Genomic DNA, 25297 nt, shown 5'->3' with positions numbered 1-25297 from the left:
ATAGTCAGGACTATCGGAACTTTTTTCCAACCCTAAGGTCAAATTACTGATGACTTTCAATGTCAGTTTTTTAATGACAGCAAGGAGATGGACTATGGATGGCCAGATTAGCACAGGTACAAAAAAACGCGCTCTTGATCTTAGCCTGCCTGATGATGGCGTAGCAGCCAAGATAGCAAAGCTGGATTTAGCGTTAAAGGAAAAGAAGGATGTAGGAATTTGCTCTGAAGTAAGGCCCAAACTGGAGAGATCACCGTCTTCGGAGAGGTTGCCTGCCAGAACGAGAACTGTATCCTCAACGGACTCCTCCCTGCCAAATCCCGCTCATGCCTTCGATTTTCGTTTTGTCGCCAGTGATGATGAGGTTCGACAGCTTTTGGTTGACCAGACCTGCGAAGGCCGGGACGTTACCCTGATTTGCCATCCCAATGACCTCTCTGAGGCTAACCTGCTGAACCGATTGAGCATCTCCGCTGATGGTCGCCACCTTCTGCGTTCGGGCAAGCTCTTTGAAGGTTCGCAGCCATTGACCCTGGTGCTGGATATCCGAAAACTCAGCAGCGATGAACTCCCCGTATTTAACGATCTACTGGACCCGGATAACCCCTGTCTGTTCGACAAAGTCAGCCAGAAGAAACGCCCTCTGGGCGAGCATGTTGCCCTGCTGGTGCTGGCGGACCCTGCACAGTTGAAATCAATTGGCAGCTCAGACGAGGTGCCGGGAGCCGATTTCTGGCGGCGAATTAATCGCCCGGGCAATACCTGGCAGTTCGATGCTCAGAGCGACAATAAAACCGATAATAAAACCGATAATGTCTCATCGATGGCCATCAATAAGGTTCCTCCACTGTTGCCTGAATTGCCCAGTGCCGAAAGCGCCATGGACGACGACAATACCGTTTGTATTGAATGTCACTTGCACAGCCACTGGCGACAGTTGCTGTTGGGTGGTCCCGGAGTGGATCAGCAGGGGCGAATCCAGCATATCCCCGGCAGGCTTGAGTCATTGAGAGCCGGACAACGGGTCATTCTGAAAGGTGCCAACTGGCAGGATCTGGCCTTTGAGCAAACGATTCGGCAGATGCTGGCGCAACAGAGCTTTGAGAGCAATGGCAAGCTCTGTGGGTTACCCGACGATGTTCAGTTTTATCAAATGCCAGTGGCGGAGGATGAGCTTCATTCAGTGTTTCAGACCCTGTCCCGCTCCAGTGACAAAGGGTTTGGTAAAGGGCAGGCACCACAAAACCCGATCATTATTAACCAGAGTAATATTGCCCAATGGCTGAGCCCGATTGCCATAGGTCCGGAAGGCTATGCAGTCCCCAACACCTGTCTGTTGGAACAGCTTCGGGCAGGAGGTGTGGTCACCGTAACCTCTCCTCTCACTGAGGCACACTGGTTTCGTTTGCTGGGTTCTCTGCAGACTATTGGCGAGACCACAGGCCTGAAGCCCCGACTTCGGGTAGCTCATTCAAGACAACAGCCGAAAGCTCTGGGACTGGCGGAAAACGATGCGCACTCTCTGGCCAATAACCGTCACCTACAGGAAAAAATCAAAAAGCAAACCGACATTAAAGCCTTCATTTATCAGCAACCCGCCTTTGCAAATTATTATGTCAATCGTCACTGTGGAGAGCCTCTTGTCATTCAGGTCAATGAGCAGACCAGCTTGAGCCAGCTATTTGATAATATCTATATCACCTCGGAACAAAAGGCACATTTCGGACGCAGTCAGAGTGACTTGCAGAAGGCATTGACCACTGGCAATCGGGTGGTCTTCCGGGGGCTGGAGAGCAATCCAACCCTTCAGCAGCTTTTGGAACCCCTGATTGTCGGGCAACCTCTGCTGGTGAATGGCCAATTACAGGCCTATCCGAAAGCTCAGGTGACAATACTCTGGCCTGAGTCTGTGAAAAGCCCATCCTTAGTATTTCGTTTGATGGTCGCCAAGAGTAAGCTGTACCCAGAGTCCGACCTCTGGGATATCAATGTCCTCAAGCATCATATCCGCCGGGAAAAACTGCCAGAGAAAGCCCTTCACTCACTTTACAAAGCGTTCAATACTGTACCTGGATACCTGTGCAAACCCCTGCCAAAAATGACCGCAGGGTTGTTGAGTAACCTGATACTGGCTGCCCAACGAGCACAGCAGGTTGACCATTCCTCAGAGCTTTTACCCCGCCACTGGCGCAAGGCCATCAATAGCGTCATTACCCATGGTACCCGTCAGCATCCGGCGGTGCGTGATTTTATGAAAGTGGCTTGTTGGCACTTGTTACCGGATAAGGATCAGGCCGCCTCGGTAGACCCGGATCAGTTAGCTGCCATCATCAATAGCGCCCCGCGACTGGATAGAAAGTTTGTCAGGCAGAACCTGTGGCCGCTGGCCCGGGCCTTTGACCCGACCGTGTTTAAGGATGCCGAATTACAGCTTTCCTATGATAGTCCGTTTCCAGAGCGGGGTGAAAAAGACCTTATGGACAGGTTCTGTGCCATGATCGCGGCCCATGGGCCTGAGGATAAACGAGATGCCATAGCCTATCAGTTGGCAGTCGATCCGGCGGCAACAAAGCCCTGGCAATCCCTGGCCATCAGGCCAACCAGACAGATTAAACGTTTGCAAGATGCACTGGCTTGTGGCTGGCAGTTACTTTCGCAATCAGGGCAGACCCGATCCGATGCCATTCACGCTCTGGCCTCCGACTGTTCAGACATTGCCAGAGGAGAATTTGTCACAGAGAATCACTCAGAACGCATTGAACGCATAGAAAATCGACTGTCTGATTCACTGCGATGGTCGGGTTCTGGTGATAGGCCATTTGTCACAGAGAATCCTGACTCGGAACGCATTGAACAAATAGAAAATCGACTGTCTGATTCACTGCAATGGCCGGGTTCTGGTGATAGGCCATTGTCAGCAATGGCCCGGGATCTTTATCACGGCGAGATGGGTCAGGAGGATCGTGAAAGCCGTCGATTGTCCCGGCTCCATGACCGGCTTAAAGACTCTCCCGTTATATTCATTGAGGGAGAAACCGGCACCGGAAAAAGTTACTTTTCAGCGAAGATGGCAAAGGCTTCAGGACAGGCTTCGGTCATTTCCCTTGGACCTTCTGACAGCGAACAGACCCTGATGAAACGCTGGCAGTGGCAACAACAAGACGACGGCGACCGCTCTATGGTTCAGCAAAACCGGACATTGATGGAATGGGCCAATAGCGAATCCGACAAAGATGGAGAATACATCACCCTGGTGCTGGATGAAGCTAACCTGGCTGAAGCCGGATTGCTGGCATCATTGAACGGCTTATGGGAACCGCAACCTTGCATCTATGTGAATGGTCATCCTGTCAAGGTCAGCGAAAAACACCGGGTAATTCTCACTGGCAACCCCGATCATTATGCCGGGCGTCAGCTGGACCCGACCCTGAAGGAAAATCTGCTCAGGGCTTACTACCCACGCCTGGATCAGGCTTTCCTTCGGGACAGGGTGGTGGAACCGGCTTTGCTCAATCATTTACAACGCCATCAAATAAACGGTATTGCACATAAGGCCAGCAAGAGTGTGATGGCACTGTGGCAATATTATCAGGAGCTGTTGCCCGACCATGAGTTTACCCCCAGGGATTTAACCGATATCTGCAGCTGGGTGGGCTGGTATCTGGATCGTGCGTTGTCCAAAGGCGACAGTGTTAGCTGTGAGCAAGTGAACAGTTTGATCCAGCAAAGTTTCCGGGATGTACTGGGTGCCGAAATCAGCGAGACGCATCAGGATGCCCTTTCGGCACTGGAAATCTGGTTTGCTGCCCGTTACGAACTGGACAATAGCCTGCGCGACAAGGTTCATAACCACACCCTGCCAGATATTCAGCGGGACTTCGAAGCATTTACCAAAGAATTCCGACCTGAGTTTGATACCTCCGGATCGACAGTCCGTGAACTTGCGCAACAGCTTGGGCAGGATTTAAGCCGCTGTCAGCAGGCTTATCATCACGACAGAAAACACGACGGACGACAGGCAACGCTGATTGAAGGCCCGGCTGGACGGGGTAAAGATGCCACGCTGAATCTGCTGATCAAAAGTGTCAAACAGCGAGCTGAAGAACGGGGAGAAATCATGCCAGAGGTCTTTCCCCTGAATGCCTGTGATTGCTCCTGGGACACAGTGCGTGAAGCGATCCAGAAAGCAAAAGTTGATGGCGGCATCGTGGTGATTTCGGAAATGAATCTGATCGACAGCCAGCATCTGGAAGGTGAGTTAAACGGTATTCTGGCCGGTGACGCGCATCCGGGTTTCCATCTCTTCGCCACTATCAACCCACCTGAATACAGCGGTCGAAAACCCTTATCACCGGCGCTGAAAGGACGTTTCAGACATTTGCCGATCCGGCAGTATAACCCGACCGAATTACAGACCATTGCCGAAAAAGTGCTGCCACAGAACACCCAGGGGAAATTCGCGGCTGAAAAGCTGACCCAGCTACATTGTCGCTTGAGGGCTGACCTGAAACAGAAAAACCTGCCGTTACAGCCCAGCAGCCGTGATTTACAAACTGTCGCCAAGGCTGTTACCAGAGCGGGCGATTTTAGCGACAACGGACTGCATCAATGCCTCAATCAGCACTATCGGCTTTACCTGATAGCCGCCAGACTATCGCTGGAGGAACTGCCAGAGTCATCAACGCTTGCCATGGATAAAGGCGTGTTCGATTCCGGACTTTGCCAATGGTTCAACAAAACAGTACCCAGCATTGATCGTCCGTGGATGATACGACTCGGTCACCTCGACAGTATTGATGAAAAAAACCATGAAATTCGCATTAAGGCTCGTCCGAATAACGAGGAAGTCAAAGCGGAAATCATCAGAAGGGTGGCTCAGGCCAAATGGCAGGCATACGGTCTTCCCCTGAAGCCGGATCAGTCGAAGGATATGCTCATCCAGGCACTTTACCGACATTGGCAACAACGCTGGTTTGCTCATGAGTTTCGCGAGACGGGCGTGGCTGCTAATAGCGTCTTTCCCCTGACGGAAGAACAGGAACAAACGCTGAAAATGTCAGCTAACCAGCCTTATCTTCAGGAGGCTGATCAACGGATAGGGGCATGGAGCTCCGACGCGGTTCAATTGTGGCCTGCGTTTTGGCACCAGGCAAGTGGTCAGCCGAACGACAGTCTTGACGATTCTGAAAAACACATCCTGAGAGCCCTCAGGAAAAAGGATACGATGTTGGACCGGATAACTAACTATGAGCATCTGGAGACGCCACAGTGTTATAACTATAAAGTTTTTGATATCGAGTCCCCTTCATCCACGATGAATCGCTGGTGGGTAAAGGATATTAATGTGACTGCAAAGGGTGATGTCGAACGGCTCGATATCAATGATCAAGACATTGAGGGGTTTGAAACCCTGACACCGTCCCAGCAACTGCCAGAGACATTAACCAGAGTTCAAACACTGGCAAAATTTAAAACGTCATCGAAGAATGGTCAGTATCTATTGCCCAGCCTGACGCCTGACGAGTCTATCGTGGCCCTGCGTATACAACCCGAGATGGCATTTACCCTGATCAGGGGTCGATATACCGGGCTTCACACGCTGTCGGTTCCAGAGGCCAAAGCCGATCAGTTTGTTCACGTGACTTACGTCGTAGAACCGAGAGCACCGGGCAAAAAAACACCGGCTGAAGCAGCCCGGGCAGGACGATCAACACGGCCTGACGTCCACTGTTCAAAAGGTATGAAAAAGGTACTGGATGGATTGTTCAAGAACCTTGCCGATCAGCCATCCGAAATTCGGGAGGGCTTGAAGACAATAAAAAAAGCTAAAAACACAAAGCAACGTATTAAGGCGATCACGGACTATTGCACACAGTTTTCCGGCAAGACTCAGCCAGAAAACAATGAAAATTTATTCAAATTCCTGGTCACACAGCGACAAGGTAACTGTAGTCATCGTGTGCCTGTTTTCGTTGCTTTTTGTCGTTATTTCGGGATTCCATGTCGGCAAATCACCAATCCTGCCCATTGCTTTGCTGAGTATTCCCCGGATGGCGGTCAAACCTGGAAATCGGCGGATTTGGGCGGTGCAACTGTAGTGACAAGAGAAATCAAATCTGACTCCCGGCCCCTCTGGAAGTTAAGGGATTCCAATCATGTGTCAGCAAAGCTTAAGAATCTCCTGAAAAGGGCTGATTTTGCACAACAGCAAGCTCTGGCTGAAGCCTCTGGCATGAGCCTCGGGGAACTGAACAAAGCCCTTGCTTCAGAAAGTGCGTGGTCTGCAACGAATCCGGGTCCTTCCAGTATTCTGAAGAACCTCTGGGAGAGAAAAGATTTAGCCGGTTTTTCCATGGCTGTCTCATTGATCGAGTCTCTGAAGACAGATGCATTGGCCTGGGGCAAGAATGAATTTAAAGCAATATCGGAGGCAGCAAGACATATACTGTCCAACAGTGATGAAGATCAGGTCACTGAGCTTCTCAAGTCACTCCGTTCAAAAATAATGGGTCAGGCCGGAGCAAGCCCTCATCAGTGGTTGAATTTAATAACGGACATACTGGTAGACATAGACTTAGCCAAACCTTCGCTGATTCACTTTGCCTATGAAGCCATGGAATCAGGTTGGCTTGAACCACTGCCGGTCAATGTGAAACATCCTGCACTGACCACGAAACTTCATCTGTTATTGTTGCTCCTGGAAAACGTAGACGAGCTGAAAGTTAAAGCCGCCCATTGCCTGAAAAACTGGTATCAGACATTTTATTTCAGGGAAAAAAATAGCCAGGCATGGCAGTTGTTTTATAAGCGTTTCCAGGAGAATAAAGATGATACCCGCGCCTTCATCACTGATAGTTATGATGGGTTTTCGTTATCCCTTGAAAAAAGTATTGTCGACTCATCTTTACAGGAGGCCTGGACGGACCAACCCAATGGCATTCCCAATATAGAACGAATGCTGACGCACAATCCTGCATTTGTACAGTTAATCTCGGGTAAGGCAAACTGCCGCCCGGTGATTATCCTGGGGCAACCTTGCTGGAGTAGCACAGTGATTGATGAAAAGGCTAAAGCCTTGCTTTATCAGGAAGTTGAGAACAGTCCGGTATTGAATCCGTTAATGGAAAAAATCGATCAATATCTGATAAACGAAAAAGAAAAACTCCACTATCTTGGGCAAGAATTAGACGAGATCTTTGCACAGTTAATAGGAATGAGTGTTCGCAGCAACATTACAAACATGGACGAATTACTGCTTCAAGTTAAGGAAACACCAATTGCTACGCAAAACAAATACGAAGCCGAGCCCTCTAAGTTATCACCTGAGGAGCAAACACTTGTGGATAACTTAAAAAGCAAGTACTCCCGGGCGCTTCGTCAGGCCTTCAGTCATTATCTGTTTGGATTGACACACTCGAAAGGCGGCTCCTTAACGTATTGTTGGTGCGATTCTGTCGCCCTGGCCAAGATCTCGGTTAGCGGTTCTCATGGCGCTCATGATCCCTCCTCTCCGGAAGAGCTGAATGCCATTATGGAAAAATTGGATCCTTCTCTGTCTCGGGAAAGTCTCAATGATGACTACTTACGGCAGGCACAGGACGCCAGTAACGCTCTGGTGCTGAGATCCGCTGAGCTGACAACCATTGCCGAAGAGTTTTTAAACAGCGTGAACCTGAACTCGCTTTATGAGTCATTGGACACCTGGTAACCGTTTGGTCATGATGAGTTTTTCGAGATCGACTGCTTCCTCCAATGGTGACGGCTAACTGTTCAAGCGGAACTTCCATCCTGTCTGAAGGTCATATCATTAAACATTTTCAATGCGGTCCTTCAGATGACAGGAGAGAGATTGATTGTGGATGGTCGGATTAATGAGAAAATAGACAACTCCGTTCGTAATACTGGTGTACCAGACAACAGAGCAAAACTGGATTCATGGTCAAAGGCTGTAAAAACCTGCCCTGAAGTAATCGCCAAACTCAACAGATCGTCAACTCCGATAACATCGCCTGACAGAGCGAGAATCGTATCCTCAAACTCAAAGACCCCTCACGCCTTTGATTTTCGTTTTGTTGCCAGTGATGATGAGGTTCGACAGCTTTTAGTGGCCCAGACCGGCGATGAGCATCAGGATGTCACCCTTATTTCCCATCCCGATGATCTCTCACAGGCTAATCTGGTGACCCGGTTGAGCATTTCCGACGATGGTCGCCACGCGCTTCGTTCAGGCAAGCTGTTCGAGGGTTCAAGACCATTAACACTGGTGCTGGATATCCGAAAGCTCACCAGCGGGGATCTGCCAAAATTCAACGATCTACTGGATCCGGATAACCCCTGTCTGTACGACAATGTCAGCCAGAACAAACGTCCCCTGGGGGAGCATGTTTCCTTGCTGGTTCTGGCAGACCCCACACAGTTAGCATCGGCTGGGCAGCGTGACGAAGCAGCGGGGGCCGACGCACCGGGGGCCGACGCACCGGGGGCTGATTTCTGGCGCCGAATTAATCGCCCGGAAAATACCTGGCAGTTCAACGCACAAAAAGCCAAAGTCCCTCCTGTATTGGCTGAGCTCCCCCCTGCTGAAAGCGCTGTGGATGACGACAATACCCTTCTTATTGACTGTCACCTGCACAGCAGCTGGCGACAGTTGCTGCTCGGCGGCCCTGGAGTGGATAAAAGGGGACGAATCCGGCACATCCCCGGCAAGCTTGAATCATTAAAGATCGGACAACGGGTAATATTGAAAGGAGCCAACTGGAAGGATCTGGCATTTGAACAGACGATGCGACAAATGCTGGCGCAAAAGTGCTTTGAGAGCAATGGCAAGATCTGTCATTTACCTGACGATGTTCAGTTTTATCAGATGCCGGTAGGGGATGAAGAGCTTCATTCACTGTTCCGGGCCCTGTCCCACCCTGATGAGGCAGGACTTTCCCATAACCCACCGGGAAACCCGATCATTATTAACCAGAGTAATATTAGCGAATGGCTGAGCCCCGTTGCCATTAACCCGGAAGGTTATGCTGCGCCTAACACCCGCTTGCTGGAACAGGTTCTGGCGGGCGGTGCAGTCACCGTAACCTCTCCCCTCAATGAAGCACTCTGGTTTCGTTTGCTGGGTTCACTGCAGACGATTCGCGAGACAACAGGTCTGGAGCCCCGACTTCAGGTGGCTCATTCGAGACAGCAGCCGAAAGCCCTGGGATTAGCAGAAAACGATGAGCAGCCTCTGTCCATCCCACAGGAAAAAACCGGAGACCAGGCTGCCTTTGAAACCGTCATTTATCAGCAAAATGCCCAGGCACGCCATTGGATCAATGATCACCCGAAAGCACCTCTGGTCATTCAGGTCAATGAGCAGACAAGCTTCAGCCAGCTATTTGACAATATCCATATAACCTCGGAACAAAAAGCCCATTTTGGACGATGTCAAAGTGATTTCCAGATGGCATTAACCGCTGGTAAGCCGGTAGTAATCCTGGGACTCGAGACTAATCCTGCACTTGCGCAGCTCCTTGAGCCCCTGGTTGTTGGACAACCTTTGTTGCTGAGTGGCCAATTACAGGCCTACCCGGACGCTCATGTCACCCTACTCTGGCCTGAGTCTGCAAAAAGCTCCTCTTCAGTATTGAGCTCTATGATTGCCATGGGTAAACCCTGTCCTGAGGTTGATATCTGGGAGATCAATGCCCTCAGGCATGGTATCCACCGGGCTGAGTTGCCAGAACAAGCGCTTAATGAAATTTACGAAGTCTTTGAAACCGTACCCGGCGGGCTTTGTATACCTCTGCCAGAAATCACTGAAGGATTGTTGAATAACCTGATACTTGCTGCCCGCAGAGCACAACAGGTTGACCAGTCGACACTGCTCCTGCCCTGCCACTGGCGAAAGGCCATCAACAGTGTCGTCACTCATGGTGCCCGGCAACACCCATCCGTGCGTGATTTTATGAAAGTGGCTTGTTGGCACTTGCTACCGGATAAGACGCCAGATATCAATAAGAAGTCAGATGAGAATCAAGCCGCCTGGGTAGACCCGGATCGCTTGCACGACATCATCATGACTGCCCCACGGTTGGATAGAGCGTTTGTGAAGGAAAATCTCTGGCAACTGGCCAGAGCCTTTGACCCGGCAGTATTTAAAGCCCAGCAATTACGACTGAGATATAAACGTCCATTTCTGAGCGATGAAGAAGAAGCTCTGGACAGACTCTGTGCCCTGATCGCGGCTCACGGGCCTGAAGAAAAACGGGATGCAGTGGCGTATCAGTTGGAAGTCGATCCGGCGACAGCAGGACCCTCTCAACCCTTAGCCATCAGGCCAGCAAGACAGATTAAACGTTTGCAGGATGCACTGGCCTGTGGCTGGCTGTTAATTTTGCCAGCAGGGCAGCTCCGATCCAATGTCATTCACGCTCTGGCCACTGATTGTTTCCATATTGCCAGGGGAGAATATGTCACAGAGAATCCTGACGCAGAGCGCATTGAACGCATAGAAAAACGACTGCTTCAATCAATGCAATGGACGGGTTCCAATGATCAGTTCCTGTCAGCACTGGCTCATGATCTTTATCACGGCGAGATGGGTCAGAAGGATCGTGAAAGTCGTCGATTATCCCGACTCCATGACCGGCTTACAGACTCTCCCGTTATATTCCTTGAAGGAGAAACCGGCACCGGGAAAAGCTACTTTTCTGCCAAAATGGCGAAGGCTTCAGGACAGGCTGCGATCATTTCCCTTGGACCTTCTGACAGCGAACAGACCCTGATGAAACGCTGGCAGTGGCAAGAGCACGCCGATGGCGACCGCTCTATGAAGCTGGAAAACCGGACCTTGATGGAATGGGCCGGGACCCGATCCGACAAAGGCGAAGGCTGTGTTGGAGGAAACTATATCACCCTGGTGCTGGATGAAGCCAATCTGGCCAAAGCCGGATCGCTAGCGTCATTGAACGGTTTGTGGGAACCGGAGCCCTGCATCTATGTGAATGGTCATCCTGTCAAGGTCAGCGCAAAACACCGGGTGATTCTCACCGGCAACCCGGATCATTATTCCGGGCGCCAGCTGGACCCGGTCCTGAAAGAGAAACTGCTCAGGGCTTACTACCCTCGGTTAGACCGGGCTTTCCTTCGGGACAGAGTGGTGGAACCGGCGCTGGTCAATCAGTTACAACGGCATCTGACAGGACTTCAAATAAACAAAATTCTACCCGGTGCAACCGGGAGTGTGATGACACTCTGGCAGCACTATCAGGAGCTGTTGCCGGATCATGAGTTTACCCCCAGGGATTTGACCGATATCTGCAGTTGGGTGGGTTGGTATCTGGATCGTGGGTTATCCAAAGGAGACAGTGTCAGCTGCGAGCAAGTAAACAGTTTAATTCAACAAAGTTTCCGGGATGTACTGGGTCCCGAAATCAGCGAGACTCAAAAGGACGCTCTTTCGGCACTGGAAATCTGGTTTGCCGCCCGTTACCCACTGGATAACACATTGAGCGACAATGTTCGCATACAAATCCTGAACGATATACAGCAGCCCTTCATGCAATTCGCTGAAAAAAACCGACCTGAGTTTGATACCTCCGGATTGGCAGTCATTGAGCTGGTGCAACGGCTGGGACAAGATTTAAGTCGCTGTCAGCAGGCTTATTATCGCAAGGTAAAACACGGCGGCCGTCAGGCGACGCTGATTCAGGGTCCGGCCGGACGGGGTAAGGATGCCACGCTGAATCTGATGATCGAAAGTGTTAAACAGCAGGCCAGGCAAAAGGGAGAAACCATGCCAGAGGTATTTCTCCTGAATGCCTGTGATTGTTCCTGGGATAAAGTGTGTGAAGCGATCCATAAGGCAAAAGTGGAAGGCGGCATCGTGGTGATTTCAGAAATGAATCTGATCGAAAGCCAGCATCTGGAAGGTGAGTTGAACGATATTCTGGCCGGTGACGCCCATCCGGGTTTCCACCTGTTTGCCACCATCAACCCGCCTGAGTACAGCGGGCGAAAGCCCTTATCACCGGCTCTGAAAGGCCGTTTCAGACATTTGCCGATCCGGCAGTATAAGCAGACCGAATTGCAGACCATTGCCGAAAAAGTGTTGCCTCAGACCACGGAGGGGAAATTCGCGGCTGAAAGACTGACTCAGTTACATTGCCGATTAAGGGCTTACCTGCATCGGAAAAACCTGCCGTTGCAGCCGACCAGCCTTGATCTGCAGAATGTCGCCAGAGCTGTTACCAGAGGGAACGATTTTACCGAAAACGGACTGCATCAATGCCTCGATAAGCACTACCGGCTTTACCTCATGGCAGCCGACCTGTCGCTGGAGAAATTGCCAGAATCATCGGCTCTCGTTATAGGTAAAAGTAAGCTTGATTCTGAACTTTGCTATTGGTTCAACCAAAGGGTACCGGGCATTAGTCGTCCGTGGTTGATACGACGCAGTGATATCAACAGTATTGATGAAAACAATCATGAGATTCGTATTGAGGCTGAGCTGAGTAAAGAGGAAGCCAAAACGGAAATTATCAAAAGGGTGGCCAGGGCCAAATGGCAGGCATCCGGTCTCTCGCTGAAGCCGGATGAGTCGGACGATATTCTCACCCGGGCACTTTACCGACACTGGCAGCGACGCTGGTTTACTCGCGAGTTTGGCCGCACGGGCGTGGACGCCAATAACCTGTTCCCTCTGACAGGAGAACAGGAACAAACGCTGAAAAAATCAGCTTGCCTGCCTTATCTTCGGGAGGCTGATCAGCTGATAAGGGCGTGGAACGCCAATGAAGTTCAATGTTGGCCTGCGTTTTGGCAACAGATAAGTGATCTGCCGAACCATTGGCTTGACAGTTCTGAAAAATACAATCCGGAAGTCCATGAGAAAGAGGCTATAGCATTGGACCAGGAAACGAACTATTCGCACCTGAAGCAGCGGCAAATTGTCGACCATAAGATTTTTGATACACAGAGCTTTCCTTCCAATATGTATCGCTGGCAGGCAGAAGATATTTATGTGACTGCCGGGGGTGATATCAAACTGATCGATATTAATGATCAACATATTCAGGGAGTTGAAACCCTGATACCTGACAGTCTGCCGGGGCCTGACCAGGAAGTTACACTAGCCAGCGATCAAACACTGGCGACCCTGATCATCTCATTGCACAAGGGTCGATGTATCTTGCCCAGCCTGCAGGCTAACGACTATATCGTCGCCCTGCGTATAAAACCCGAGTTGCCATATAATCTGACCAGGGATCGATATACCGGTCTCCACACACTCTCTGTTCCTGAGGCCGAACCCTTCCAGCGTATTGAAGCTGCTTATGTCGTAGAACCCAGAGAAGCGGGCAAAAAAACACCCGCCAAAGTAGCCCTCCCGAAACAGGCAACACGCTTCGACGCCCACTGTTCAGAAGGCATGAAAACAGTACTGAACAGATTGTTCAAGACCATTGAAGGCCTGCAAGACCCAACCGAAGAACAGCGGCCTTTATGGCAAATAAAAAACGCTAAAAACACGACGCAACGCATCGAGGCGATCAAGGGCTATTGCCAACAGTTCTCCGGTAACGCCGTAGCAGAGAGCAATGAAAATTTCTTTCAATTCCTGGTAACAAAACGGCAAGGAAGCTGTCGTCATCGTGTGCCTGTTTTTGTCGCTTTATGTCGCTATTTCGGGATTCCGTGTCGGCAAATTGGCAACTTTACTCACGCCTTTGCCGAGTGTTCTATGAATAGAGGCCAAACCTGGGAGTCAGTTAACTTGCTCGGGGCGCCTGCCGAGGTGACAGAAACCCCGTCTGTCTTCCAGCCTACCAGGAGGGTCAGTGGTTCTGGCACTGCGTCAAAGACACTGAAGGAGCTCCTGAAAGGCGCCGACCTGGCACAACAGCAAGCTCTGGCTAAATCCTGCGGCATCAGCATTGGGGAATTGAACAAAGCCCTTGAGACTAACGGTGCATTGCCAAAAGCCAGTCTAAGCACCTCCGATATGGTAGACAAACTATGGCAGGAAGGAGATTTAGCCAGTTTTTCCATGGGTGTCTCAATATTATTGGAAAAAGATGCATTAAGATATCACGACAGGATTTTGATCGCTGATATCTATAACGACGATGAGAATGAACATAAAACGATGTCGGATGCAGTAAGAAAAATATTGTCCAACGATAATGCCGATCAGGTCATTGGACAACTCAAGTTATTGTACTCAAAAATAATTGCTCAGGGTGGATCAATCCCTACAAGGTGGTTGAGTTCAATGAATAGTTTATTGGATAGCAAAGCCTTAGCCATACCTCCGTTTATTCGCCTTGCCCATGAAGCCCTGGTATCGGGTTGGTTGGATCCACTGCCCACCTACCATAACCATGTTATGAATGCCGCTCAGCATCATCAGCTATTAGTGCGTCTGGAAAGCATCGATGAATTGAAGGTAAATGCCAACCATTGCCTGAAAAAGTGGTATACGGAATTATTCTCCAGGGAAAAAAATAGCCATGAATGGCGATACGCTTTTGCCTATTTACAAAACTACGGAGATTATTCCTTTTTCGTCACTCATTGTCATGGTGGGTTTTCGCCACTCCTTGAAAATAAAATGACCCACTCATCTTTACAGACCGCCTGGACGGATGAACCTCAGGGAGTTCCGAATATTGAACGAATGCTGGTGCATCAGCCTGCTTTTGTGCGGTTAAACCCTGGCACGGCGAACCACCGTCCGGTGATTATGCTGGGGCAACCCTTTTGGTTCAACAGCGGGATAATTGAAAAGGCCAAGGCTCTGATCCAACTAAAAGCTGAGAATAGCCCGAGCTTGAAGCAGTTATTGGAAGACATCAAAGAAAAACCTGATGAGGAATCACCTGACCTTTTGGAAAATTTTAAAAAACAATGCTGGGAAGCAATTAAGCAAGCCTTCAGTCATTATCTGTATGGAGTGGCAAACTCGAACGGCGGTTGCTTAACGTATTTTTGGACCGATGCTTACGCCGGGTCAGACTCCTGTGGCGCTCATGATCCATCCTCTCCAGCAGAGCTGTATGCCATGATGTTTGAATTTGGTACCCCCTCCTTTTTTCAGAAATTTATCAGGGATGACTACATAAGGCAGGCACTCAACGCCAGTAATGCCCTGGTCCTGAAACCCAATGATCTGACAAAAATTGCCGGAGAGTTTTTGGACAGCCTGAATTTGAATTCGTTGTCTGAATCGTTTTAAAAACTATAAAACTTTTGTCCAATCTCATGGTCAAATCATTAACCCGTTTCAATAAAGTCCTTTAGATGGCAATTGGGAGATTGACTATGGAAGGTCAGATTAGTGGAGAAATTAAGGGAACCATTCCTGACAATGGCGTGCCAGCCAGTAGAGCAAAGTGGGATGCACTATCAAAGAATAATGTAGATATCTGCCCTGATGTCACTCCCGCACTCAATGAATCATCACCTCTGATGAGGCTGCCAGACAGGCCGAGAAATGTATCCTCATTGGATTCAACGCTCCAAAAGCCCCCTCGTGCCTTCGATTTTCGTTTTGTCGCCAGTGATGATGAAGTTCGACAGCTTTTGATTGCCAATACCTGTGATGAACATCAGGATGTTACTGTTATTTCCCATCCCGATGACCTCTCACAGGCTAACCTGGTGACCCGGTTGAGTATTTCCGACGATGGTCGCCACGCTCTGTATCCGGGCAAACTGTTTGAAAGTTCTCAGCCACTGACTCTGGTGATGGATATCCGAAAACTCAACGGCGAAGAACTGCCTGAATTTAACGACCTGCTGGACCCGGATAACCCCAGCCTTTACGACAAACTCAGCCAGAAGAAACGCCCTCTGGGTGAGCATGTTTCTCTGCTGGTCGTGGCAGACCCTGCACAGTTGATATCGGTTGGCCAGTGTGAGGGTGCACCGGGGGCTGATTTCTGGCGGCGAATTAATCGACCGGAAAATACCTGGCAGTTCAACGCACAGACCGGTAATGGCCCGTCAATGAATATCGACGAGGTTGCTCCGCTATTGCCTCAACTCTCTGCTGCTGAAAGCGCTACGAACGATGACAATACCCTTGTCATTGACTGTCACTTGCACAGCCACTGGCGACAGTTGCTGCTGGGCGGTCCCGGTGTCGATCAACAGGGACGAATCCGGCACCTCCCCGGCAAGCTTGAGCTATTGAGGCCCGGACAACGGGTCATTCTGAAAGGAGCCAACTGGCAGGATCTGGCCTTTGAACAGACGCTTCGACAGATGCTGGCGCAACAGTGCTTTGAAAGCAATGGCAAGATCTGTTCTTTACCCGACAATGTTCAGTTCTATCAGATGCCGGTAGGGAGCGAGGAGCTTTATTCACTGTTCCAAAGCCTGGCCGACACTCCTGACAAAGAAGGCCACAAAAAAGGTGAAAAAGCACTCGATAAGGAGCCCGCATCAGGCAACCCGATCATTATTAACCAAAGTAATATTAGCCAATGGCTGAATCCTGTTGCTATTGCTCCACAAGGCTATGCAGTCCCTAACACCCTTCTTGTGGAAGAGGTTCGGGACGGTGGAACTGTCACCATAACTTCTCCCCTCACTGAGGCACTTTGGTTCTGTTTGCTGGGCGCACTGCAGACTATTGGCAAGACGACCGGCCAGAAACCCCGACTTCAGGTGGCCCATACAAGACAGCAGCCGAAAGCACTGGGATTGAAAGAAAGCAATGAACACCCTTTGTTCAGAAGCCTTCAGCCACAGAAAAAAGTCAGAGATTATCCTGCCTTCAGAACCGTCACTTATCAGCAATATGCCCAGGCAAGTCATTGGATCAATCATCACCAGAAACCACCTCTGGTGATTCAGATCAATGGGCAGACGAGCTTCAGTCAGTTATTCGATAATATCCATATCAGCTCGGAACAAAAGGCACATTTTGGACGACAGCAGAGTCCATTGCAGGAGGCATTAACCGCTGGGAAGCCGGTCGTATTGCGGGGGCTGGAAAGCAATCCAACGCTTCAGCAGCTTCTGGAACCCCTGCTGGTTGGACAGCCTCTGTTGGTGAATGGCCAATTACAGGCCTACCCGGACGCCCGTGTCACCCTGCTCTGGCCCGAGTCTGCGAGAAGCTCCTCTTCACTATTTAATACAGTGGTCGCCACGGCTGACTGCTGTCCTGAGGTCGATTTCTGGGAGATCAATGCCCGCAAACATGGTCTCTTCCGGACTGAGCTGCCAGAACAAGCGCTTAATCAACTTTACGAAGCGTCTAAAACTGTACCTGGCAACCTTTGTAACCCTCTGCCTGAAATGACCGAAGGGTTGTTGAATAACCTGATACTGGCTGCCCGGCGGGCACAGCAGATTGACCAGTCGAAACAGCTTTTACCCTGCCACTGGCGCAAGGCTATCAATAGCGTTATCACCCATGGCGCCCGGCACAACCCGCCCGTGCGTGATTTTCTGAAAGTGGCTTGCTTGCAATTGTTACCGGATAAGACGCAGGATGCTCATGAACAAGCCGCCTCGGTAGACCCGGATCAGTTAAATGCCATCATCAACAGTGCCCCGAAATTGGACAGAGCATTTGTGATGCAAAACTTCTGGCAACTGACCAGAACCATTGATCCGACAGTATTTAAGGACACTGAATCCAAAGGATTACTTCTGTCCTATGAAAGTCCAATTTCATCGTCGGATAAGAAAGAAGCTCTGGACAGACTTTGTGCTCTGATTGTGGCCCACGGGCCTGCAGAACATCGACAGGCGATGGCGTATCAGTTGAGTGTCAATCCGGCGGCAGCAAAGCGATATAAACAGTTAGCCATCAGACCATCAAGACAGATTAAACGTTTGCAGGATGCATTGGCTTCTGGCTGGCAGTTAATTTTGCCATCGGGGCAGACCCGATCCAATGCCATTCACACTCTGTCCAGCGATTGTTTTCACAGGGCCAGAACAGCGAATTCCAGGACAGAAGGCATTGAACGCATAGAACATCGACTGGCTGAATCACTGGCATGGCAAGGGTCTGCTGATATGCCCTTGTCCGCACTGGCCCGGGATCTTTATCGCGGCAGGGTGAGTCAGAAGGATCGTGAAAGCCGTCGATTGTCACGACTCCATAACCGGCTTACAGACTCTCCTGTTATCTTCTTGCAGGGGGAAACCGGCACCGGAAAAAGTTATTTTTCAGCGAAGATGGCGAACGCTTCAGGACAGGCGTCAGTGATTTCCCTTGGACCTTCTGACAGCGAACAAACCCTGATGAAATGCTGGCAGTGGCAGGAACACGCCGATGGCGACCGCTCTATGGTGCAGCAAAACCGGGCACTGATGGAATGGGCCAGGACCAAATCTGACAAAGACGCTGAATACATGACCCTGGTTCTGGATGAAGCCAACCTGACTCAAGCCGGATTACTGGCATCATTGAACGGCTTATGGGAACCGCAACCCTGCATCTATGTGAATGGTCATCCTGTCAGGGTCAGCCCAAAACACCGGGTGATTCTCACCGGTAACCCGGATCAATACTCCGGGCGCCAAATGGACCCGGCCCTGAAAGAGAAACTGCCCAGAGCTTACTACCCACGCCTGGATCAGGCATTTCTTCGGGACAGGGTGGTGGAACCGGCTCTGGTCAGGCATTTACAACGGCATCTGTCGGGGCATCAAATAAACGACACCGCATACGATGCCAGCAAAAGTGTGATGGCACTCTGGCAATATTATCAGGAACTCTTGCCCGACCATGAGTTTACCCCCAGGGATTTAACGGATATCTGCAGTTGGGTGGGTTGGTATCTGGATCGTGCGTTATGCAAAGGAGACAGGTTTACCTGTGAGCAAATAAACAGTTTGATCCAACATAGTTTTCGGGACGTACTGGGGCCGGAAATCAGCGAAACTCATCAGGATGCCCTGTCAGCACTGGAAATCTGGTTTGCTGTCCGTTACGAACCGGAGAACAGCCTGAGCGACAGAGTTCGTAACAAGACGCTGTCAGATATTCAGAAGGCCTTCAGAACAGTCAGCAAAAAAATACGACCAGACTTTGATACTTCCGGATCGGCAGTCTGTGAACTGGCGCAACGGCTTGGCCAGGACTTAAACCGCTGTCAGCAGGCTTATCATCTCGACAGAAAACACGGCGGTCGTCAGGCAACACTGATTGAAGGCCCGGCTGGACGGGGTAAGGATGCCACGCTGAACCTGATCATTGAAAGTGTCAAACAGCAGGCTGAACAACGGCAGGAATTGATGCCGGAAGTCTTTTACCTGAATGCCTGTGATTGTTCCTGGGACAGAGTGTGTGAAGTAATCCAGAAGGCCAAAGTGCAGGGTGGCATCGTGGTGATTTCGGAAATGAATCTGATCGACAGCCAGCACCTGGAAGGCGAATTGAACGATATTCTGGCCGGTGACGCCCATCCGGGCTTCCACCTGTTTGCCACCATCAACCCGCCTGAGTACAGCGGGCGAAAACCCTTATCACCGGCGCTGAAAGGGCGCTTTCGACATTTGCCCATCCGGCAGTACAACCCGACCGAATTACAGAACATTGCCGAAAAAGTGTTGCCAGAGTCTTCTGAAGGGAAATTCGCCGCTAAAAAGCTGACAGAGAAACATTGTCTTTTAAGGGCTTACCTGCAACAGAAAAACCTGCCATTGCAGCCTACCAGCCTCGATTTACAGAATGTCGCGAAGGCTGTTACCAGAGAGGGCGATTTTACCGAAGACAGCCTTCATCAATGCCTCAATAAGTACTACCGGCTCTATCTGATGGCCGCCAAAATATCGCTGGAGGAACTGCCTGAGTCATCGGCTCTTGTCAAGGATAAAGGAGAGCTTGATTCTGAACTTTGCCGTTGGTTCAACGAAACGGTACCGGGCATAGATCGACCCTGGTTGATACGAAGCAGTGACCACAACAGTATTGATGGAAAAAAACATGAAATTCATATCAAGACTGATCTGACTGAAGAGGAAGCCAGAGCGGAAATTATCAAAAAAGTGGCTCAGGCCAGATGGCAGGCATCTGGTCTTTCTCTGGAGCCGAAGAAGTCGGACGATATTCTCACAAGGGTACTTTACCGACGCTGGCAGCAACGCTGGTTTGAAGGTGTGTTTTGCCAGATGGGTGTGGGCGCTGATAGCGTATTTCAACTGACGAAAGAAGAGGAACAAACGCTGACATTATCGGCTTTCCGTCCTTACCTTCACGAGGCTGATAGGCAGATAAGTGCGTGGAACGCCAATGCCGTTCAATATTGGCCTGCGTTCTGGCATCAAATGAGTCATCTGTCGAAGCATGGTGTGGACGATCATACTAAAAAAGCGGTAGCTATCGGCGGTAATAAGGCTCCTGAAAAATGCATTCCAGATATAAACGGGGAACAGACTGAGTTCCTGGACCGGCTCACGAACTATAAGCACCTGAAGAAGTCACAACTTGACGATCATAAAATTTTTAATACTCATTACCCCCCTTCCCGGATGTATCGCTGCCAGGCAAAGAATATTGATGTGTCTGCTGAGGGTGATATCGAAGTGAGCGAGATCAGTAAGAACATTCTGGGGGTCGAAACCCTAACGCCTGAACGGTTACCGGGGCCTGACCAGGAAGTGACGTTAACCAGCAAGCAAACACTGGCCACCTTCATAGCGTCGTCAAACGATGGTCAATATGTATTACCCAGCCTGACGCCTGACGACTATATCGTGGCCCTGCGTGTTGAACCCGATCTGGCATTGAGCTGGCACAACTGGGCAATGAGTTTCTTCAGTCAACCTGTAGAACCCGAATATACCCTGCTCAGGGACCGATATACCGGACTTCATACACTGTCTATTTCAGAGGCCAAAGGCAAAAACACTCTTCGAATTGCTTACATTGTAGAACCCGGAAAGTCTGGCGAAAAAACAGCGGCTAAAGAATTCCGACGAGCACAATCAACACTGTTTGACAGCCACTGTTCAGAAGGTATGAAAACAGTACTGGACAAACTCTTTGAGACTGTTGGTGAAGAGACTATTGGTGGACACCCACGCAAAATAGAGAAGCTTTTACGGACCATAAGAGACACTAAAGACACAACGCAACGCATTAAAGCGATCACAAAGTATTGCCAACAGTTTTCCGGTGAGGCTAAAGCAGAGAGCGGTGAAAATTTCTTTAAATTCCTGGTAACAAAGCGGCAAGGGAGCTGCCGCCACCGTGTGCCTGTTTTTATTGCTTTTTGTCGTTATTTCGGGATTCCCTGCCGGCAAATTGATAGCTTCGTCCACTGCTTTGCTGAATATTCTGTCGATAAAGGCCAAACCTGGGAGACAGCGGATCTAGGCGGGGCAACCAGAGAGAAAACAGAAACCCTGTCTCACTTCCAGTCCACCAGGAAAGCCCCAAGTTCCGGCACTGCAACAAAGAAGATTAAGGAACTCATGAAAGGGGCTGATTTAGCACAACAACAAACCCTGGCTAAAGCCTGTGGCATGAGCCTTGAGAAACTGAACAAAGCCCTTGAGAAAAACAGTGTATTGCCAGAAACCCATCTAAGTATTCCCGAAATACTGCAGAAACTTTGGCAGGAAAAAGATTCAACTGGTTTTTCCATGGGCATGTCAACGATCGCTTTACCAGGGGAAAAAGCGTTGGACTATTACAGGGAGCCATTTAATCCGATATTGGAGGCAGTCAAACGCATGCTGTCTAACAATGATGAAGATCTGGTGATTGAACAGCTCAAGTCATTCCATTCAGAAATGATTAATCAGGGCGGAGAAAGAGCCCAAAAATGGTTGAGTTTAATAGTGAATATACTGAAACGCAGTAACTTAACCAGGCGTTCGGTTATTGACTTTGCCCGTGAAGCACTGGCATCGGGTTGGCTGGACCCACTGCCGATCTACTCAGGGGATACTATAGAGGCCTATCAACATCACGACCTATTGTTGCTTCTGGAAAGAGTCGATGAACTGAAAGATAAAGCCGCTCTTTGCCTGAAAAAGTGGTATGGAGAATTATTGGCCAGAGAAAAAAATAGTCAGTTATGGCGGCTGGCTTATCAACGCTTTCGACAAGCAAGAGGTAATGCCTTTTTCATCACTCATTGCCATGAAGGTTTTTCATCATTCCTTGAAGATAAAATCAGCCGCACATCCCTAAAGAAAGCCTGGACGGATGAACCTAAGGGAATTCCGAATGTAGAAAGAATGCTTTTGCACCAGCCCGCATTTGAGCAAATAAACTCGGGTAAAGTGAACCACCGTCCGGTGATTATACTGGGAAGACTAAAGAACATTCCAGCGATACTTAAAAAGGCCGAAGCCCTGTTTCAACGGAAAGTTAAGAACAGCCCGAATCTGAAGCAGATGCTCGAAAAACTCAATCAATTCAATGCGGAGACACAACGGCTCCAACATGAACTGGATAGTCCCTGTCCCGGAAGAGATCGTGACAAAAGCGTGCCTTATGATGTTACAAGCGATGATCTTATTGATTGCGATAACGATAGCGATATTGACTGTGTGGATATGGACGATAGTTCGAGGGGTTCGTCAGGTAAGCAAGTTCAAGATCAGGAATATAAGCACAAATGCATAGAGGCAATTATTCAGGCCTTTAGTTATTACCTTTATGAAGTGACACACTCGAATGGCGGCAGCTTAACCTATTGTTGGGTCGATGCTTACATCTCGTCTGATATCTACCTGGGTCACTGCTATGGTGCTCATGATCCATCTTCACCAGAAGAGTTGTTTGCCATGATTTCTTGTATTAAGAGCGGATTCTTTTGCGAATTCGTTCAGGAAACTCTTAAGGAAACCTACTTGAGGCAGGCACTCAACGCCAATAACGCTCTGGTGCTCAGAACCGATGAGATAACAAAAATTGCCGAAGAGTTTTTCAACACCGTGAATCTGGATTCGCTTTGTGACTCATTCATGTAAACCCTGGGCGTGTTTTCCTCTCTGATGACCACTATCCATGCATATCTCATGAGGCTATCGCATCTGCCATAGTTGCGGCTGCCTGTTTAAATGGAACTTACGTTTAATCTGAAGGTCAAATTATAAAACAACTTCAACTTGGTTCTTCAGATAGCAGAGAGGGTGATTGACTATGGATGGTCAGATTGATAGAGGTAGAAAAAAACACGCTCTGTATCCTAACCCCCTTGATCGTGGCGTGGGAGCCAAGATAGCAAAGCTGGATGTATCGTCAAAGCAAAAGAAGACTGTAAGAAGCTGCTCTGAAGTGAGGTCCAGACTAAAAAGATCACCATCTCCGGAAACCTTGCCTGACAGACTGAGAACCGTCTCTTCAACGGATTCCACGTTCCAAAAGGCGACTCATTCCTTCGATTTTCGTTTTGTCGCCAGTGATGATGAAGTTCGACAGCTCCTGATTGCCAGGACCTGTGATGAACATCAGGATGTTACTGTTATTTCCCACCCCGATGACCTTTCACAGGCTAACCTGGTGAGTCGGCTGAGCATTTCCGAAGAGGGTCGTCATACTCTGCGCTCAGGCAAGCTCTTTGAAGGCTCACAGCCACTGACTCTGGTGATGGATATCCGACATCTCACCAGCGATGATCTGCCTAAATTTAACGATCTGCTGGACCCGGATAACCCCTGCCTGTACGACAAAATCAGTCGCAGGAAACGCCCTCTGGGTGGGCATGTTTCTCTATTGGTCGTAGCAGATCCTGCCCAGCTGGCATCGATTGGCGAGCGTGATGACGCACCCGGCGCTGATTTCTGGCGGAGAATTAATCGGCCGGGAAATACCTGGCAATTCGAGGCACAGACCGGCGATGACACATTGATGGATGTCGACGAGGCTCCTCCGGTATTGCCTGAATTCACCAGTGCCGAAAGTGCTATGGATGACGGCAATACCGTTCTTATTGACTGCCACTTGCACAGTCACTGGCGACAGTTGCTGCTGGGCGGCCCCGGTGTGGATAAACGGGGGCGAATCCGACACATTCCCGGCAGGCTTGAGTCACTGAGAGCCGGACAACGGGTGATTCTGAAAGGGGCCAACTGGCAGGATCTGGCCTTTGAACAGACCATTCGACAGATGCTGGCGAAAAAGTGTTTTGAGAGTAATGGCAAGAGCTGTCCGTTACCCGACCGTATTCAGTTTTACCGGATGCCGGTAAGGAATAACGAGCTTCGCTCAGTGTTCAAGAGTCTTTTCCACGCTCGTTTCAAAAAAGGTGTCAAAAGAAAGAACGCATCAAGAAGCCCGATCATTATTAACCAGAGTAATATTACCCAATGGCTGAACCCCATTGCCATTGCCCCGGAAGGCTATGCAATACCTAACACCCGTCTGTTGAAACAGATTCGAGCCGGTGGTGTCGTCACGGTAACCTCCCCCCTCTCTGAGGCACTCTGGTTTCGTTTGCTGGGTTCACTGCAGACGATTCGCGAGACGACCGGCCTCAAGCCCCAGCTTCAGGTGGTTGATTCAAAACGGCAGCCGAAGGCATTGGGACTGGCAGAAAACAATGAACATCCAATCAGAAATCACACCGCCTTTGATACCATAACTTATCAGCGACCTGTCCAGGCAAGTTATTGGATCAATAATCAGCCGGAAACCCCTCTGGTCATTCAGGTCAATGAACAGACCAGCTTCAGCCAGCTATTTGATAATATCTATATCACCTCGGAACAAAAGGCGCATTTTGGGCGACATCAGAGTCAATTTCAGATGGCATTAACCGCTGGCGAGCCAGTGGTATTCAAAGGGCTGGAAAGTAATCCAACCCTGCAGCAGCTCCTGGAACCTCTGGCTGTTGGCCAACCTCTGTTGGTGAATGGTCAATTACAGGCCTACCCAAAGGCTCATATCACCCTGCTCTGGCCTGAGTCTGCGAAAAGCCCCTCCTCAGTATGGAGTGCAATGATTGCCAAGGGTAAGCCGTGTCCTGAGGTCGATCTCTGGGATATCAATGCTCACAAGCACGGTATCTGCCGAACTGAACTGCCAGAACAAGCGCTTAATGAACTTTACAAAGCCTTTGAAACCGTACCTGCCCACCTGTGTAACCCTCTGCCTGAAATAACCGAAGGGTTGTTGAATAACCTGATACTGGCTGCCCGACGGGCAAAGCAGGTTGACCATGCCGCACAGCTTTTACCTCGCCACTGGCGCAAGGCCATCAATAGCGTCATCACCCATGGCACCCGACAGCATCCGCCCGTGCGTGATTTTATGAAAGTGACTTGTTGGCACCTGTTACCGGATAAGATATCGGACACCCACAAAGATACTGGATAAGATATTAGACACCCA

Annotated in this window: 4 protein-coding genes; all 4 read left to right on the top strand. The window is 49.7% G+C overall.

What is annotated here, in order from left to right; translation table 11 throughout:
- Positions 1-94: 94 nt before the first annotated feature.
- On the top strand, positions 95-7708 hold the full coding sequence (locus tag ACOMG9_RS20920) for an AAA family ATPase (protein ID WP_448218312.1): 7614 nt from the start codon (positions 95-97) through the stop codon (positions 7706-7708).
- Positions 7709-7855: 147 nt separating this feature from the next.
- Positions 7856-15220 carry an AAA family ATPase gene (locus ACOMG9_RS20915; RefSeq protein ID WP_448218311.1) on the top strand — a complete coding sequence of 2455 codons (7365 nt, stop codon included), beginning with the start codon at positions 7856-7858 and terminating at the stop codon, positions 15218-15220.
- A gap of 86 nt (positions 15221-15306) precedes the next feature.
- Positions 15307-22935 carry an AAA family ATPase gene (locus tag ACOMG9_RS20910; RefSeq protein ID WP_494529345.1) on the top strand — a complete coding sequence of 2543 codons (7629 nt, stop codon included), beginning with the start codon at positions 15307-15309 and terminating at the stop codon, positions 22933-22935.
- A gap of 172 nt (positions 22936-23107) precedes the next feature.
- A complete protein-coding gene (locus ACOMG9_RS20905; RefSeq protein ID WP_494529344.1) occupies positions 23108-25282 on the top strand; it encodes a hypothetical protein in 2175 nt (724 codons plus the stop codon).
- Positions 25283-25297: the final 15 nt, after the last annotated feature.

The sequence above is a fragment of the Endozoicomonas sp. PH6C genome (genome assembly GCF_059322965.1).
Note: the sequence above shows the minus strand (reverse complement) of the source record. Positions and strands in the feature narration are given on the sequence as shown.